17 protein-coding genes are annotated in these 16,578 nt (G+C 33.8%); 16 read left to right on the top strand and 1 reads right to left on the bottom strand.

Annotated features, from left to right (window positions below):
- Positions 1-12: 12 nt before the first annotated feature.
- The 16 genes from EMN46_RS15650 (at position 13) to EMN46_RS15580 (ending at position 15,142) form a co-directional block, all read left to right on the top strand.
- Positions 13-189: a hypothetical protein gene (locus EMN46_RS15650; RefSeq protein ID WP_154201761.1), complete on the top strand. Its 177-nt coding sequence runs from the start codon at positions 13-15 to the stop codon at positions 187-189.
- Positions 190-303: 114 nt separating this feature from the next.
- Positions 304-807, top strand: coding sequence for a hypothetical protein (locus tag EMN46_RS15645; RefSeq protein WP_154201760.1), 504 nt, complete (start codon positions 304-306; stop codon positions 805-807).
- A gap of 186 nt (positions 808-993) precedes the next feature.
- Positions 994-2,511, top strand: coding sequence for a glutamate synthase-related protein (locus EMN46_RS15640; protein ID WP_154201759.1), 1,518 nt, complete (start codon positions 994-996; stop codon positions 2,509-2,511).
- Positions 2,512-2,693: 182 nt separating this feature from the next.
- Positions 2,694-3,149 (top strand): DUF1801 domain-containing protein, encoded by a 456-nt coding sequence (locus tag EMN46_RS15635; RefSeq protein ID WP_154201758.1) that lies wholly within the window; start codon positions 2,694-2,696, stop codon positions 3,147-3,149.
- A gap of 244 nt (positions 3,150-3,393) precedes the next feature.
- Complete coding sequence (locus tag EMN46_RS15630; protein ID WP_154201757.1) at positions 3,394-5,097, top strand: histidinol-phosphatase HisJ family protein; 1,704 nt, start codon at positions 3,394-3,396, stop codon at positions 5,095-5,097.
- Between the two features lie 38 nt (positions 5,098-5,135).
- A complete protein-coding gene (locus EMN46_RS15625) occupies positions 5,136-5,582 on the top strand; it encodes a C-GCAxxG-C-C family protein (protein ID WP_154201756.1) in 447 nt (148 codons plus the stop codon).
- Positions 5,583-6,545: 963 nt separating this feature from the next.
- Positions 6,546-7,274, top strand: a complete 729-nt coding sequence (locus tag EMN46_RS15620) for a DUF6261 family protein (RefSeq protein ID WP_154201755.1) — start codon at positions 6,546-6,548, stop codon at positions 7,272-7,274.
- 294 nt (positions 7,275-7,568) lie between these two features.
- A complete protein-coding gene (locus tag EMN46_RS15615; protein ID WP_154201754.1) occupies positions 7,569-8,087 on the top strand; it encodes a GNAT family N-acetyltransferase in 519 nt (172 codons plus the stop codon).
- A 254-nt stretch (positions 8,088-8,341) separates the two neighbouring features.
- On the top strand, positions 8,342-9,541 hold the full coding sequence (locus tag EMN46_RS15610; RefSeq protein ID WP_154201753.1) for a hypothetical protein: 1,200 nt from the start codon (positions 8,342-8,344) through the stop codon (positions 9,539-9,541).
- 326 nt (positions 9,542-9,867) lie between these two features.
- Positions 9,868-10,047, top strand: a complete 180-nt coding sequence (locus tag EMN46_RS20495; protein WP_368667562.1) for a DUF3781 domain-containing protein — start codon at positions 9,868-9,870, stop codon at positions 10,045-10,047.
- Positions 10,044-10,493, top strand: coding sequence for a GyrI-like domain-containing protein (locus tag EMN46_RS15600; RefSeq protein WP_154201752.1), 450 nt, complete (start codon positions 10,044-10,046; stop codon positions 10,491-10,493). The genes EMN46_RS20495 and EMN46_RS15600 overlap by 4 nt, the downstream gene beginning before the upstream one ends.
- A gap of 269 nt (positions 10,494-10,762) precedes the next feature.
- Positions 10,763-12,136 carry a right-handed parallel beta-helix repeat-containing protein gene (locus EMN46_RS15595; RefSeq protein WP_154201751.1) on the top strand — a complete coding sequence of 458 codons (1,374 nt, stop codon included), beginning with the start codon at positions 10,763-10,765 and terminating at the stop codon, positions 12,134-12,136.
- A 423-nt stretch (positions 12,137-12,559) separates the two neighbouring features.
- Entirely contained in the window at positions 12,560-13,138 is a 579-nt protein-coding gene (locus EMN46_RS15590) for a transposase (protein ID WP_154201750.1), read from the top strand.
- Positions 13,139-13,584: 446 nt separating this feature from the next.
- Positions 13,585-14,058 (top strand): hypothetical protein, encoded by a 474-nt coding sequence (locus EMN46_RS15585; protein ID WP_154201749.1) that lies wholly within the window; start codon positions 13,585-13,587, stop codon positions 14,056-14,058.
- A gap of 169 nt (positions 14,059-14,227) precedes the next feature.
- A complete protein-coding gene (locus EMN46_RS20265) occupies positions 14,228-14,359 on the top strand; it encodes a hypothetical protein (RefSeq protein WP_255447792.1) in 132 nt (43 codons plus the stop codon).
- 231 nt (positions 14,360-14,590) lie between these two features.
- Positions 14,591-15,142 (top strand): STM3941 family protein, encoded by a 552-nt coding sequence (locus EMN46_RS15580; RefSeq protein WP_154201748.1) that lies wholly within the window; start codon positions 14,591-14,593, stop codon positions 15,140-15,142.
- Positions 15,143-15,332: 190 nt separating this feature from the next.
- Here the strand turns inward: EMN46_RS15580 and EMN46_RS15575 are convergent, their stop codons facing one another.
- Positions 15,333-16,250 carry a DMT family transporter gene (locus EMN46_RS15575; protein ID WP_154201747.1) on the bottom strand — a complete coding sequence of 306 codons (918 nt, stop codon included), beginning with the start codon at positions 16,248-16,250 and terminating at the stop codon, positions 15,333-15,335.
- Positions 16,251-16,578: the final 328 nt, after the last annotated feature.

Here is a 16,578-nt window from a genome sequence, read left to right as displayed (position 1 = left end):
AATCATGTTGAAATGAAATACATACCTTACATATTAGCCGTAATCGGAGCCATTATTTTAATTGTTAATCTGTTTGATTTATATACCCTTAATAAGTGGGTTTCGATATCAGGTTATGTGCTTTTGTTTGTAGCCATAATCATGTTGAAATTCTGTCCCTGTCGTCAAAAAGACGATGTGCATGAGTAAACAAAGGATCCATAGCGCTGATTCATATAGAAGAACTATAATCACAATCATTGGATTGTGACTATTATATTTTCGTAAATTTGATATCATATTAATTGAAAAGTAAAAGATAATGTGGAAAAAATTAATCAGTCGAAGTATTTATTTTTAGGTCAATATTTTGTAATCGGAGTTATATTAACTGCATTTGTCTATCAATTTGTAACACAATCTTTATTAAATAAAAGCATCGATTTATCATTACTTTTTGACAAAGGAACTATCGCATTTGTTATTGCATGTATAATAGGAAGTATTGTTGGTGGTCTGTTTTATATTATAATTTCACTAAATGATAAAACAAGAATTGAGAGAGAAACGAGGACTTGGGTTACAATAAAGGATGCGAAGTTCAGCTTGTTTCTACTTAAAGTTATGTTCGCACTATCATTTGCTGCTTTTGTTGGTATGTTAGTAAAAAGAGGAATGGAAATGGAATCGTCCAATTCTTTTATGAGTGCTCTATTTTCGAGTGATAATATGATAAGTTATGTTGGTGCTGTTGTGGCTGCTTGTGTATTTGCCATTCCCTTATCAATTGGAGCAATGAAACGTTTAAAACTTCTTTATGGTAATTAGATTTTTAATAGATGATTTAAAGTAAATGTCATTTACACTAAGAGTTGCAATTCATCAATTGCAGCTCATTTTTTTATGCCGTTGATATTTTTCAATTGTTTTTTTGCGAAAATACACACAGATTGTGCTAAGTATTTGAGAATAAGTTTTTAAATTTAGAAGTATTCAAATTTAAAATCTGAACCTATGAGTAAACCTAAGCAAGCCGGTAAGAAACCAATAGTTGTTGAATTGCAGAAAGATGATGATCTCTATTTTTGTGCATGTGGTGAATCAAAATCGCAACCCTTTTGTGATGGAGCTCATATAAAAACAGACTTTAAACCTCTGTATTTTTCTCCGGAAGAAACGGGCGAAGCCTATCTTTGTATGTGTAAACAGAGTAAAAACTTACCTTATTGCGATGGAACACATAAGACTTTAACGGATGAGGATTCTGATAAGAAGCCAGAAGAAAAAAAATCAGCATTAGGCGAATCGACTATTGAAGAGCCGACATTAGCTTATATAAAAGCTTTGGCTCGCGATGGTTTGAGCAAAGTTGGGCATCATGGTGAAATGGATGCCATGGGTGTTCCAGGACCTGAATTGCCAATGTGGAAAGATATTCAACTCTTGGTGGCTCAAATGGCAACTAAGCCTTTAATGGAAGCTGTACCCGTTGGTAGTGAATTGGTGATTGGCCCCAATGCCAAGAAGCCACTTAAATTAGATATGCCACTCTTTGTTTCCGATATGAGTTTTGGTGCTATTTCTGAAGAAGCTAAAATAGCAATGGCTAAAGGAGCAGAACTGGCGGGAACAGGAATTTGTTCAGGAGAAGGTGGCATGCTTGATGAGGAACAAGAGGCCAACAGCAAATACTTTTATGAATATGCCTCGGCTAAGTTTGGTTTCGAATGGGAAAAATTGAAGCGAGTTCAAGCTTTTCACTTTAAAGGTGGTCAGGGAGCCAAAACGGGAACCGGTGGACATTTGCCAGGCAATAAGGTTGTTGGAAAGATTGCTCAGGTTCGTAAACTTGAGGAAGGAACGCCAGCGGTTTCGCCACCAACGTTTGATGATTTGCATACGGTTCAAGATTTTAAGGATTTTGCGGATAAGGTTCGTGAAATAACAGGTGGTATACCTATTGGTTTTAAGCTTTCAGCCAACCATATTGAGGAAGATATTCAATTTGCTCTTGATGCATCTGCCGATTATATAATCCTTGATGGTCGCGGCGGTGGAACTGGGGCAGCACCTCTAATCTTTAGAAATAACATTTCAGTGCCTACGATTCCAGCTTTAGCACGAGCGCGTAAATACCTCGATCAACGTAACAGAAAAGATGTCACTTTGATAATAACAGGTGGACTTCGAGTGCCTGATGATTTTATTAAGGCTATGGCTTTGGGCGCTGATGGCGTGGCTTTGGCAAACTCGGCAATTCAAGCAATAGGCTGTGTTGCTGCGCGAATGTGCCATACCAACAATTGTCCGGCAGGCGTCGCTACTCAAAAACCTGAATTGCGCAAACTTATTGATGTCGATAAGTCGGCCAAGCAACTTCATAATTTCTTTTCAGCATCAACCCAACTGATGAAAGTTATGGCACGTGCTTGTGGTCATCATCATTTGAATCAGTTTAACGAAAATGATATCACCACTTGGAAAAAAGAGATGGCTGATCTGAGCGGGATTAAATTTGGTGGGGTAGGTTAAGAATAAATAAGACGCAGATAAAATATTCACATAATTACAAAAATCACATAATTATCAGCTTAAAAATGTTAATACGTCTATTCTGAAAATTATGACATTATGGGGAATCGATTTTGCTTTTAATTCTCAACTGAAGAGATGATAAAAATAGAAGCGTGTTTTACAAATTACAACTGACCCACATGCATATAAAAGCAGACAATTTGGAAGACTATATAAAAGCTATTCCTGAAGATCGTCAAGAAGCCATTAGCAAATTAAGAAAGGTTGTACTCGATAATCTACCCAAGGGTTTTGAAGAACGAATGAGTTATGGCATGATTGGTTATGTCGTTCCACATTCGCTTTATCCTAGCGGTTACCATTGCGATACAAAATTGCCTTTACCCTTTATGAATATTGCTTCCAAAAAAAACTTTGTAGCTTTTTACCATATGGGACTCTATGCGAATGAGGACCTTAAAGATTGGTTTATTTCTGAATATCCCAAGCATTGTAAATTGAAGTTAGATATGGGGAAATCTTGTATTCGTTTTAAGAAGATAGATCAAATTCCCCTTGATCTTTTGGGCGAGCTGGTTACTAAAGTAAGTGTTCAGGATTGGATAGATCTCTACGAAAGTAAATTCAAGAAATAGAATTGATCAATTTGAATGAGAAGGGGGCTTTTGAGTCCTTTTTTTTATTTGTAATAATGGTGACTGTTGTTTTTCTACTTTGTGATTTGTAATTATCACAAACGTTTTCGTTATAAAAAATCTCAATTGTGTCTGATTATCTGATGAAAAGGTCTGCTTGAAGGTCTGTGTAGAGAAACAAAAATATTACCTTTAACATGCAATCTTAAATTTGTAGGTTCGTTTGAAAGATAAATTAGCAAGGATGATAGAAGAAAATAAAACTGATTTTTCAGATGCATTTTTATGGGAAACGCATGGTATACATGTGGGAACAGGAAATGATCATGTGAAACATGGAATTGACGATATTGAAATAATTACGCAAGAAGCAATTAATAGAGGCTATCCTAATATTACATTTATTATTCATACGCCACGAATGACTCGTTTTCGTTACGATGCAGAAAGACGGACTGATATTAAATTTATTCGCGGGCATAATGCTTATTTAGATTACCCCAATAAAATTGCTAATCTTAAAAAGAAATTTGGTCATCAAATTAACATCAAATACGGCATTGAGCTAGAGTGGCTGGGTCCTGATTTGGGTTTGCAGTGGAATCGATCTAAAATTTTTCAGGCTCAGAAAGCCGATTTTGTGATTGGATCTGTTCACTTTTCACGTGAAGGAATAGCCTACGATGGTTCGCTAGAGGAAGCACAACGCTTAGTCAAATTGCGTGGTGGTGTAGAGCAGTATTGGGGTGGATATATCGAAGAACTTATTGAAATGATTGATAGTTCTTGGGATATGATTCAGGTGATTGGACATCTTGATTTACCAAAGTTGTATGTTCCCATACCTAAACCTTTACTGGAATTGGATACCTCTAAGCATTTTTTGGCAAGACGAATGCGAGTCTTATTAGAAATGATTAGTGAATACAATTTAGCCTTGGATATTAATCTTGCAGGGAAACGTAAAAAATGTGGCATTTATCCTGATAAAGCGATACTTTCCAGAGCAAAAGAATTAAATATCCCCGTTGCTATAGGTACCGATGCCCATTCGTTAAACGATTTGGGTAAGGATTATCAGGTGGGCATAGATTACGCTCTAGATAATGGTTATAAGTACTATGTGAGTTTTGCGAAGTGTATTCCAGAGAAGCATTCGTTGAGCTTTGGCGAGAAGAAAGCCGAGCAATATAAAGTATTGAATTTAGGTATTGAAATGTTGAATCGCAGATTTGAAAGCTCAAAACAGCGAAGAATACCCAAGTTCTCTTTTGGAGGTGCTTTTAACGATTTAATGGAAGATCATCATAATTCAACTTCCTTGGGAGAATATGAGGCTATTCGGATTAGGAAAGGAACCAAATCCATTGCAATCAGTCATCAAAAACCTGTGAAACCTTTCGAACGTGCTAGGGGACTTTTTTCTCATCACAAGGATAAAGCAGGTGTTTTATCTATCCTATTCAACACCTTAGCCTCAGAGGAAATTAATGTGGATACAGCCTATCTTAATTCCAATGACGATGGAACAGCTACTGCTTTTCTGACTCTTACGGGAAATGATGAGCAGATTCGCAATGCCGTTGAATTTGTAAAAGGAACATCGGGCGATAACTTTTTTGAGATTCGCTTTGGTGATAATCTTGAAGTGCCAGATCTTAAGGATGGTGATAACTACTTATTGGAGGTAGATGGTGTTGATTTGCCCATCGCAATTAGTTCTCAAATGCTTGTGACAATTCATAATAACGTATCGGGCGTTTTACTGATTTTACTATCGGCTATGGCTTCTCAGAATATCAATGTTATAGATCTTCAATTGGGACATCGTGGAAATAAAGGTTATGCGGCTCTAGGCGTAGATGGTAATCCAAGAATTGTTCGTGAACTATTGTCTCAGTTGGGCGATCAGTTTCATGAAACAACGCATTTACATCTTAAGCATTAAAACAAAATTAGAGGTAAATAACAGGTAATTGCAAGCTCATGAAAGAGATAGAAGAGAAAGCTTTGTATTCGTTTTATAATGGAATGAATTGTGCTCAATCGGTATTGACTGCCTATGCAGATTATTTGGACTTTGATCCTAAATTAGCCTTGCATGTAACCAACGGTTTTGGCAGCGGTATGGGTAAATTGCAAAAAACCTGTGGGGTAGTAACTGGATCTTTTATGGCTATGGGAATTTACAATGGTGCTAAACATGCTGATAATATGGTAGCTCGTAGTGAAACGAATAAGATGATTAAGCAGTTTACTCATGATTTTAAGACATTACATGGCTCTTTGGATTGTAAAAGTCTTCTTAATTGCGATTTTAGTACAGAGCAGGGCAATAAACAGTTTGTAGATATGGACCTTAAGAAGAAGGTTTGTTCAAAATGTATTTCTAGCTCTATTAAAATTGTTGAAGCTATAATAGGAAATAAATAAATTGATAATTAAACTCACAAAATTTGACCCCAAACCCCTAAAGGGGCTTTTAAATACAAAGCCAAGGCCTAAAAGCTTTGGCTTTTTTACATAAACGTAATTCTTTTTTTTATTTTTCCTTTCCCCTCCTTATTTTAAGGAGGGGTGGCGAGCTTGCTCGTCGGGGTGGTTTTTAAATTATAGGTTTCTTTAATATTTTGATAAAAAGAGAATAATGTAAAATCACCTCACCCTCATTCTTCGGGCACTCCTCCTTGAAAATAAGGAGGAGAAAGACTTGATGAGCTTGCTCGTCGGAGTGGTACTCCATTTTAATCATTGAGTTTGCTGAAATATAGTCGAAGGAAGTAAAATGCCGAGGGAAATGGCTATTTCTCTTATTAATTGTCATGCTCTGACTATTAGTAAGCTGTAAATGTCAGGGTATGACTAAAAGCCAAGTCCAAAAACTTCCAATCTGCCGCAAGATACTGTGTTGAATTCCAAATATTTTTTTTGGTCATTGAAAAAATCATTAAATTTGATTGTCGTCTTTCAGTAAGTAAAGATAAATGGTTTGTTTTAAATAGATTATAGACTATTGGTGTTAGTTTTTTTGATGGGCGATTATGTGGTGTAAGGCTAATATAATGTCTATTTGATTAATTCCTAAATGGGAAAAGCTTGAAAAATTGGTTTTCTGATCTATTCCTAAACAGGAAAAGCTTGAAAAAAGGTTTTTTGATCCATTCCTAAACAGGAAAAGCTTGAAAAATTGGTTTTTTGTTCCATTCCTAAACAGGAAAAGCTTGAAAAAAGGTTTTTTGTTCCATTCCTAAACAGGAAAAGCTTGAAAAAAGGTTTTTTGATCCATTCCTAAACAGGAAAAGCTTGAAAAATTGATTTTTTGACCAATTCCTAAACAGGAAAAGCAGAAAACAATATTTTTTATAATCAGTAAATGTTAATTAAAATTTAGAACCAATGGCATTAATTAAGAAAGTATCAACAAGTAGTCGCAATGGCGACACCAGTGCATTATTAACTCTTATTCTAAAAGCATTTGCAACCAACGATTGGAGTGCAGACCTTTATTTAACGCCTATAATTGCTAAGATAAGTGAAACCAATACCTCTCTGATTGAGGCATTAAGACGTTTGAAAGTTTATTCCCAAATGGCAGAGAAAGACTTTACGCGCGATATGGCAATTAGAGCCTTGTTTCAGTTGGTAGAGGGCTATGTTTATATTCCTATTGCAGAAATGAAAGAAGCTGCCTTAGTTGTAGAAGCTGTGCTAGAGCAATATGGCATGGGCATACAAAACGCCGATTATGCCGAAGAGTCGGCTGATGTTGAATCCTTACTTAACGACTTAGCTAAACCCGATGTTGTGACAGCTATTGCCAAAATACAAGGCGTAGCCGAAACCATTTCGGCTTTGGCTGCCAGCCAACAAGATTTCGAAAATGTAGCCTTGCAACAAGCAGAGGGCGAGAGTGTGAAGAATGATTTGCTATCGGCTAGCCAGTTGAAGAAAAATGCCATTGCTGAGATTAACACCAACCTTGTGGGGTATATGAACACCATGGCAAAAGTAAACCCTACAACTTACGAGGCTACGGCCAGAATAATTGCCGAGTTGGTCGATAAAAATAACGAATTGGTGAAACGCCGTTATAAAACTGACGAACCAGATACCGAAATAGTTTAAAGCAACTTATTAAGGGTTTCACAATAGAAGAAACCTCTCGTTCAGAAAAACGATATAAGTCTAGGAATTTGTTTATCAGTATTCCTATCAGAAAAGAGAATGTAAGTCAAGTTACATTCTCTTTTTTTGTTAACTTCGGCATACATTAGTCTTGTTTTATAAGACATTAGTTACTAATGTACACTTATACACCTCAATGAGCTGTGTAAGTGTAAGTTTTAGACTTGATAAAAGAAATATAAGTGTACATACACATTCCCAAGAGTTGGGTATCATGCACGCAAAATCGTCACCATGACTATATTTGAGACAAAGAATTTATTAGTACGCCATCTTGAACAAGAAGATTTGGGGGACTTGTTATGGATTTACAATAATGAGTTAAATATGCGGTTTGTTTCAAAAGGAAAACATGACTGGACAATGGAAGAACTTTGTAGAAAAGTAGAAGCTGTAAATAAAGACTGTAAATTCGGAATTGGGATTTTCATTGTAGAATTAAAATCTACAGGAAAAGTAATAGGAGAAGCCGGACTGTTTAATTCTTTCCAAGAATTCAAAAAATTAGAGTTGGGGTATATTCTTGATTTTGTTTCTTGGGGAAAAGGTTACGGTAAGGAAATCTGCAGTGGACTTTTGAAATATGGATTTGAAGAACTGAAAACGGAGACCTTGATTGCCAGAATGTATGCCAAGAATATTGCCTCAGTGAAGCTATCTGAGAAGTGCGGTATGAAAAGAACAGAAGAAGGAATAGCGGAAAATGGAGAAAGGTATTTCGCTTATGCAAAACATAGTAAGCATGACCTTTAAAAAAAGCACGAATACCCAACAATGTATAAAAAACATAAGTGGCTCAGTGGTTTACGGAAGTTTGGAGCATTTAATCAGCTCCGCCAAATCTGCGATTTGACGGTTTGTTTTAAAACTCTAAATTTGTGTCTAATCGCAAATTTGGCTCAGTGCAACTTGAAAGGAACGTGCTTCGAAATCACTTACGTTTCTTATACTTGACCGTTAGGCACCATTTCAGTTTACGCAAATTCTAAAATAAAATTAACTTATAGATGACAACATTTTTAAATCTAGATTTTGATAAAGATATTTATTGGAAATTTTTTAGAAAACATCTCTTGTATACATTATTGTGGTTTCTTGGAATTTCAATTTTTGTGTTTCGAGTTGATAGTTCGTTACTTAAAATGCTTCCTGAAAATTTACTTTGGATAAATAATGTCGTGCCATTTGTATTTATTGCAATTGTTTTGTTTGTCATGCTTAGAACAAGATGGTACTACAATTTTAGTTTAGTTTTTTATCCATTGTTGTTAATATTTTGGTTCGTACCAAAAACTATTTTAAATAAAGGGAAAATATATCTTCTATCAGGCTATGCAAATTTTATTTACACAAGGATTAAAAGATACAAATCATCTATAGTTCATATTGTCTTGCTAACATCTATAATTCTTTTATTAGTAATAACCGATTCGGACTCAATACGAATCATCAGTATAGTTTATTTTTCATTCTTTTATTTCAAGATCGTCTTAAAGTATGTTGGACAGTCATTTCAGCCAGCTCAATTATTTGGAGCTAATATTGACAAAACTCTTGATGATCTAATTAAATCACCAGAGCATTCTACTAAAATCATAAAAAGCTTTGAGCATAATAAAACAGATGAAAATTTGCCAGAAGATGAGAGGAATTTTAAACGAATTAAACGACTAATAATCGCAAATTCGATAGTTGAAATCTTAGGCACAAACTTGAATAGTTTCAAAGGGAAACGAGCTTTCGTAATTGCATGGGTTTATCAGTTAATAGGATTTGTATTATTGACCTTTACATATTACACATTTATTAATTTAGAACTCTATATAGTAACACCAGAAAGTTTTAAGACAACGTTAGAGCCATCTCTTTTTGACTTTTTTTATTATACCATGAAGACAGTGACCTTTGGCAATATTGAAAGTATAGTTCCTGTAAGTGTACTTGCAAGAATTATAGAAATATTTTCATTTTCGACAGTAGGTGTGTTTATCTTTATAATAGTCACTTCAGTTATCTTTTCATTTAGACAAGATAAAATAAGCGCAAATATTCAAAAGGCAACAGCGGTTTGTACTTCTCAAAATGATTTTATTTCTAAGCATGTTTTCGCAGAGTATAAGGTTGACATTGCAACAGTTCTTTTAGAAACTACATCTATAAGAGAATCAGTGGGAAATATTAAGAATTCACTTGAAAGGATTCTTTAATAAACGGTGTTTAACAACTAAGCGTTCGTGTGGCAGAAACTGCCCAACATGAACGGTGGGTTGACCTAAGCGATGACAGAATTGCTACTTAATGGGGAATAATTTAGTTTGCAAGTTTGTAGTTGTTATACTTTGATTTTGTGAATTGATAACTTTGGTGTTTAGAAAGATTATCCGTTTCTATGCCCAATTGCCTATCCAGTTCACCGTTAGCAGCAAGTAACCCAAAGTCGCAAACTGAATCAATAAAAAATGAATATTGACAAAACTGAAATTCTAAATAAAATTTGCTATACAGAATTGGTTTATGGTAGAATAAATAAAAAATCAATTTCTCAAAAACAGAAATTGAAAAAATGATTTTTGAAGCAATTAGAGAAACACAAATAAATTACTTCCAAAAAATTGGTAAAAATTTTTACATTTCAAACTCTGAAAAAAACATTAAAATTACTGTAAACTCAAATACATTTAGAATTATAACAGCAGATAAAATAGAAAAATGACAAACGGATTTAAAATAATCGGAATTTCAACGCGAACGACAAATAAAGACAATAAATCGCAAAAAGATTTAGAAAAACTTTGGGGGCGATTTTACTCTGAGAATTTAGTTGACAAAATTCCGAATAAAATATCAAACGAAATTGTTTCAATTTATACCGATTACGAAAGTGATTATACCGGAGATTATACGACAATAATAGGTGTTGCTGTTTCTAAGCTTGACGAAATTCCAAACGGATTGATTGGACGTGAATTTCAGCCTGACAATTTTCAAAAATTTATAGCTAAAGGAAAAATGCCAAATGCAGTTGTAAATACTTGGGGTGACATTTGGAATAGGGATAAAGAATTGAACAGGAAATACTCTTACGACTTTGAAGTGTATGGAACAAATTCTCAAAAAGGAGAAAATTCGGAAGTAGATATTTATATAGCAACGAAATAAAAAACCAGCACCCAACAACTAAGCGTTCGTGTGGCAGGAACTGCCCAACATGAACGGTGGGTTGACCTAAGCGATGAGAAAATTGCTTCTTTATGGGGAATAGTCTAGTTTGAAATCTTGTAGTTGTTGTACTTTGATTTTGTGAATAGGCTCTAAATAAACTTTCATCACAAAAGGAGAAACCATTATAATAGTGATTAATCCGTTTAGGAAAACAATTTATAGTAGAACATCACGTTTTATATAAACACAAGATTGTTTAAATAACTATGAAAAACTCAGCTAGCATTATACTCATACTTCTATTACTATTTACATCGTGTAAAAAAGAGAATAACGATTCTTCTTACACTGTTGTTGATATAGAAAACCTGGATGAGGATGGCTTACCCATAATGGATTTTGAGGTTCAGTTGCCTTTAATTGCTGACAATTCTACTTATACTATTGATCTTACAGAATGGGATATTCCTACCGATTACAGTAATGCCATTAAAACAACTGCCAATTTACAAGCAGCGATAGATTGGGCACACGACGAAGCTTATTCTCAAGTAATACTACCAGCGGGTGAATATTTAGTTGGTGAAGATGTAAACGATATTTACCAGGGTGGAATTAATATTTACGATAACACTGAATTCATTTTTAGTGAAGGTGCCATAATTGGTATGGATACGAACAATAAATGGAACTACTGTGTTTTAAGTTTGCATGGCGATAACATAATAGTGAGAGATGGTGTTATTATTGGCGATAGGGATACACATATTTTTACACCGCGAGAAAGTGATGGAAGTACGGCGCACGACGAAGGGCATGGTATCTGCATTAAGGAGAACAACAATGTGTTAATCGATAATATGGAGATTCGTGATTTAACTGGTGATGGTTCTTTAGTACTTGAATCTAATGATGTTACGTTTACGAATAATAGGATTTATAATAACCGACGACAAGGTATTTCGGTTGTTGGTGGTGTTCGTATTCAAATTATAAATAACGAAATACATCATATGAACGGGACTTCACCACAATTTGGAATTGATATTGAGGGAGCTGGTCGTGAAGATAAAGACATATTGATTCAGAATAATTATTTTCATCATAATACAGGTGGCGACATTGTAAATGCTTCGGGTACAAATGTATATATCCTAGACAATACGATGGAACAAGGGGATGGTAGCAAATATGTTGATGGGCCTATTGTTAGTTGGCATAAGACACATAATATTATTGCCCGAAACACCATTACTATGGTTGATGGTTCGGTAAACGGACGTTTGGGTTATATTCAATATTCTAGCGGTGGGGACAAAGGACATAATCGGGCTACCTATGTGCACGATAATGTAATGAATAGCTGCGGTATGTATATGTATAAAAGCTCGGGTGCTGATGTACGTCGAAACAAATTTTTAGGCTATTTTGTGGCTTTTTCAGATTTTGAAAACGTTATACTCATCGATAATTTAGTGACGTATTCAGATGTGTATACAAACCTCAGATACTGTTGGTCGTATCGTTTCAAAAACGCTACTGGTTTGGCAAGTGGTAATTATTTAGGTGATGAGTTAGTAGAAATTCCATTGATGGAGAAAGAACCTTACACCATGCAATGTGTGGTTGATGGTTGGTAAACTAAGCTAAATTGTACGACGATAATTCGAGGTAGAAAGAATAAATAAGGTTTTCCAAACCAAATGAAAACAAATATTGGTTAGAAATATTAGAACATTTTCTATTTGTAGAATTGGATAAATTTGTGATTATGCCCAATCATGTACATGGGATAATTATAATCAATAAATCGGATGATGGGCAATCTAATAAAGGTATAGATGTAGAGACGCCCAATTTGGGTGTCTCTACCACAACCACGACAAACAATATGACCACTATGGCATCAAAAAGATGGAAACCTGAAACATTGGGGGTAATATATATTGATTCATATCTTCTCTAATAATAAGTACTGTGTACTGGAATTTATCCTTAAATTTAAGAGATTCGATCAGAAAAATAGGGTAGAGACGTAATGGTTTAGAACTAAATAGTTTAAAATGTCAGAGAAATTCCAAAATAAATATAGAATAAAATCTACTCGCCTACAAAATTGGGATTATGGTAGCAATGCCGCCTATTTTGTCACCATTTGCACACAGAATAGAGAACATTATTTTGGTGAAATTACTAATGGGATAATGCAATTATCTGAAATAGGGTATATAGCAAACAAATATTGGTTAGAAATACCAGTACATTTTCTATTTGTAGAATTGGAGGAATTTGTGATTATGCCAAATCATGTACATGGGATAATTATAATCAATAAATCGGATGATGGGCAATCTAATAAATGTATAGATGTAGAGACGCCCAATTTGGGCGTCTCTACCACAACCACGATAACCAATATGACCACCATGGCATCAAAAAAATGGAAACCTGCAACATTGGGGGTAATTATAAATCAATACAAAAGAATATGTACGATTAACGCCCGAAAAATTCATGCCGATTTTGTGTGGCAACCCCGATTCTACGATCATATTATTCGTAATGACGAATCATTACATAAAATCAGGGATTACATTCATAATAATCCCTCGACATGGAAGGATGATAAATTTTATAAATAGTAATTATTACTCTATAAGATCTACTAATTATGTTTAGACTTACTGTGCTAAAATAGGGCTTGTTGTTATTCTAGTTCCTATACTTTGTTATCACAAAAATAAGTGAGACTCTCAGGTTTAGTTTTCGTCATGTCCCATTTTCTATCGGGATGACTATTAGTAAGCTGTAAATATTAGGGTATGACTAAAAGCCAAACCCACAAAACCTTTCCGCAAATTGATTCTTTCTATTTAACTCATATATTATAGTTTTACTTAATTTATTATTAATTACATCATTATTTTTCTAAATTTGGTGGAGTTTAATATATAGACTTGTATTTACTATTGGGCTGTATTTAAGAACTATTTCTAAATCTGAGAAATTAGAAGAAAAAGCAACTAGCGAAGAATCCTCGGTAGTTCGTTAAGAAAGGAAACGTAATTTTAATTAGAATTCATAAACAATGGAAAACATTGATTTTAGTATTGACTCAAAAGAGAAAAGTAAATTAAGTAAAGGCGCAAAAATTTTCAGTTTTGTGTTCGGGTTAGTTCTGATTATAAATAGCGTATTGTATGTTCAGAAATCAATAAAGCTAGATTCTTTCGATAGTATTATATTCTTTAGTGTCATCGTTTATGCAGCTGTAGGTATTCTATTTATAAGTCGTGTATTTGTTGGTCGTGATTTTATGAGTCCTCGAAAATATATTTCTTTGACTAGTGATTCTATAACAATAAAAAGACAATTTAAGAAAGAGGAGCAACTGGAAAAAGGTGTAATCGAATGGATAGCCATAAAGCCATCTAGCATTAGTATAAAGACTAATGAATCGATGGTTGACTTTAATCTAAATTGGATATCATACAATGATCTTCAACTTTTACGAGGACAGTTTGCAGAATTTTGTGACAGAAATAAAATAGAGATTAAATAATATATAGCGGATAAGGCTAAGAGGCGAATATTTTACAAAATTTACATTAAAAGATATGCAACTAAATAGTAAATTTTTAGATTTTGTAAAGAGTTTTGTAATTATGCTTTTTATAATGATGGTGTGTTTTTTACTTATCGATTTATATGTCCCGATAAAAAGACTGTTGATGGGAGATAATTTGAATATGAGTGAGATTCTATCATATTTAGAATTTAAAAAACATATTCCGTTTGTGATTGCTGTTTCATTTGGATTAGCAGTTGGAATGAATAGGAAAAAAAACAAAAGTGAAAGCTAGCTTGATATAAAGAACAGCAACAAAACTTTATTGTAAGTGATTTTTGAAGGATTTAGATTTCGAATAAAGCTTAAGACTCAATGAGAAGAGTTAAGAGAGAGGTGTTTCTTGAGAATTAATAAAGCCCATAATAAAAGCTGATTTGTATTGGATGTTGACGAGTTGTTTTCTCCCTGTAATCAAGGAAACTTAGGTCGATTTTTAAATGAATTTAAATAAAACTAAAAAAAAATGAAAGACATAATTGAAATTCCATTTAGCAAAAAGAAACTTTATCTAGGCATTATAGGTTCTTTAATGTTTGTTGTAGCAGGAGTTTGGATTTTTTCTAATGCTGAACTCTATCAAAAATTTCCGTTAGAATTTATGAGAAATTCAATTGTAATTAAGAGTATTGGTATAATTGGTGTCTTATTTTTTGGACTGACTGGTCTAATTGGAATTAAAAAGCTATTTGATAAAAAAGCAGGATTAATAATTAATAGTGATGGCATTATAGATAATTCGAATGGTTTGAGTGTTGGGCTAATTGAGTGGTCTGATATTTTAGGAATCAGAGTTAAACGCGTACTGACAAATAAATTTTTATTGATTGATATTGCAGATCCTGAAAAATATATTGGAAAAGCTAAAAGTGGAATGAAAGCGAGAGGAATGCGTTCAAATATGAAAATGTATGGCACGCCGCTTTCAATAATTTCGAATACCTTAAAATATAATTTTGGAGAATTGGAAAAAGTTGTTCAAACTGAATTTGAAAAAAATAAAAGCAACAAGTCGTAAAACTTAAATTTTATGGGATGTTAAGAGTTGATTACTCTCGATAACCTAGAAAATATAGCAAGACTGCTAATCCTCATATAAAGCCAAAGCCTCGAAGGTTTTGGCTTTTTTAATGTTCCCAGTTAGTAAGGTTTTGTCCCTATCAGATTATTTAATAGCACGAGAGAAGTTCATTATCAGGTAACAAAATCTATAGCTTTTGGCTTATGACTTGTTTCTTCGATTTGCGATTGATAATCAAGATTCCCGAAACAATGAGTAATCCACTTATAAGGTGATAGAAGTGTAATTTTTCTCCCAAAAGTATAAAAGCAACTAAACCACTAAACAACGGTAATAGGTAGTATATCATGCCTGCTGAGACGGCTCCAATCTTTTCAATAGCTTTATTCCACGATAGAAACGAAACTAGGGAAGCACATACGGCTATATAGAGAATTGAGCCAATTATGGGCAGAGTGAAAACGACTTCTTGACTGGTGTTAGAAACCCAAAGGTGAAAGGGTAAAAGTAAAATGGCTCCAATTGCAAAAGTTGAATATTGAAGGGTAATAATGCTCATTTGTTTGTCTTTGTTCTTAATCAAATGGCTATGAACAGCAAACATAAAAGCAGCCAATAGCATTAGAGGATCTCCTTCATTTAAAGTCAAATCCAAAAGGTTTGAAGGATGTCCTTGGCTTGCGATACTAATTACTCCAGATAAGACGACTAGGATACCTAAAATCTTTTTTAAACCTAATCGTTCCTTGAAAAATAGGATAGAGATGAGGAGTATAAAAATGGGAAAGGTGAGCATGATTAAAGACATGTTGACTGCCGTTGTAGATCGTCCTGCAAAATAAATAAGCGTATTAAATATACTAACACCCAGTAGAGCTGTAATAAAGAGATAGGGGAAACGTTTTTTTATAATGCTCCATTCTTTTTTTACAGATTTAATAGCAAAAGGCGTAAATATAAGGCTTGCCATAAACCAGCGATAGAATGCTAAGCTAAAAGGATGAATACTTTCCGAAAGACCTCTTGAGACAACAAAATTACCCGACCAAAATGCCGTTGCCAATAAAGCAAAGCCCATACCGATTAAGAATTTATTGTTTTTCATTTAAAGCCTATTTCACCAATTGTTATCTAATAATTAAGTCTTAATGATTTGATTGTTCTTGTGTAAAAACAAAGCGTGAATATAAGGTTTTATATTCACGCTTTATATTTGTCTGTATACTTATTTATTGTGCGATGGAATTGATTGAAGTTTCTATTTTGTTCTCATTTTTATTTTTTTAAAATATGATTATGAAGTGTCTTGAGAGTCTTTATGTTATCATAATTGTAATGATTATTCATATAGGTTATAATTTGAAATAGTGTTAGATTTGTTTTTAGCAAAAATTACAAATAAAAGTCAACAGTATTTCGTGTAGCGTTCATGT

This window comes from Ancylomarina sp. 16SWW S1-10-2 (genome assembly GCF_009669305.1).
Taxonomy (GTDB): domain Bacteria; phylum Bacteroidota; class Bacteroidia; order Bacteroidales; family Marinifilaceae; genus Ancylomarina.
Note: the sequence above shows the minus strand (reverse complement) of the source record. Positions and strands in the feature narration are given on the sequence as shown.

Coding starts and splice junctions, on each gene's coding strand:
- EMN46_RS15640 (WP_154201759.1), top strand. CDS start 994: ATGAGTAAACCTAAGCAAGCCGGTAAGAAACCAATAGTTGTTGAATTG.
- EMN46_RS15635 (WP_154201758.1), top strand. CDS start 2,694: ATGCATATAAAAGCAGACAATTTGGAAGACTATATAAAAGCTATTCCT.
- EMN46_RS15600 (WP_154201752.1), top strand. CDS start 10,044: ATGACAAACGGATTTAAAATAATCGGAATTTCAACGCGAACGACAAAT.
- EMN46_RS15615 (WP_154201754.1), top strand. CDS start 7,569: ATGACTATATTTGAGACAAAGAATTTATTAGTACGCCATCTTGAACAA.
- EMN46_RS15630 (WP_154201757.1), top strand. CDS start 3,394: ATGATAGAAGAAAATAAAACTGATTTTTCAGATGCATTTTTATGGGAA.
- EMN46_RS15650 (WP_154201761.1), top strand. CDS start 13: ATGAAATACATACCTTACATATTAGCCGTAATCGGAGCCATTATTTTA.
- EMN46_RS20265 (WP_255447792.1), top strand. CDS start 14,228: ATGGGAGATAATTTGAATATGAGTGAGATTCTATCATATTTAGAATTT.
- EMN46_RS15575 (WP_154201747.1), bottom strand. CDS start 16,250: ATGAAAAACAATAAATTCTTAATCGGTATGGGCTTTGCTTTATTGGCA.
- EMN46_RS15590 (WP_154201750.1), top strand. CDS start 12,560: ATGTCAGAGAAATTCCAAAATAAATATAGAATAAAATCTACTCGCCTA.
- EMN46_RS15595 (WP_154201751.1), top strand. CDS start 10,763: ATGAAAAACTCAGCTAGCATTATACTCATACTTCTATTACTATTTACA.
- EMN46_RS15625 (WP_154201756.1), top strand. CDS start 5,136: ATGAAAGAGATAGAAGAGAAAGCTTTGTATTCGTTTTATAATGGAATG.
- EMN46_RS15580 (WP_154201748.1), top strand. CDS start 14,591: ATGAAAGACATAATTGAAATTCCATTTAGCAAAAAGAAACTTTATCTA.
- EMN46_RS15620 (WP_154201755.1), top strand. CDS start 6,546: ATGGCATTAATTAAGAAAGTATCAACAAGTAGTCGCAATGGCGACACC.
- EMN46_RS15585 (WP_154201749.1), top strand. CDS start 13,585: ATGGAAAACATTGATTTTAGTATTGACTCAAAAGAGAAAAGTAAATTA.
- EMN46_RS15610 (WP_154201753.1), top strand. CDS start 8,342: ATGACAACATTTTTAAATCTAGATTTTGATAAAGATATTTATTGGAAA.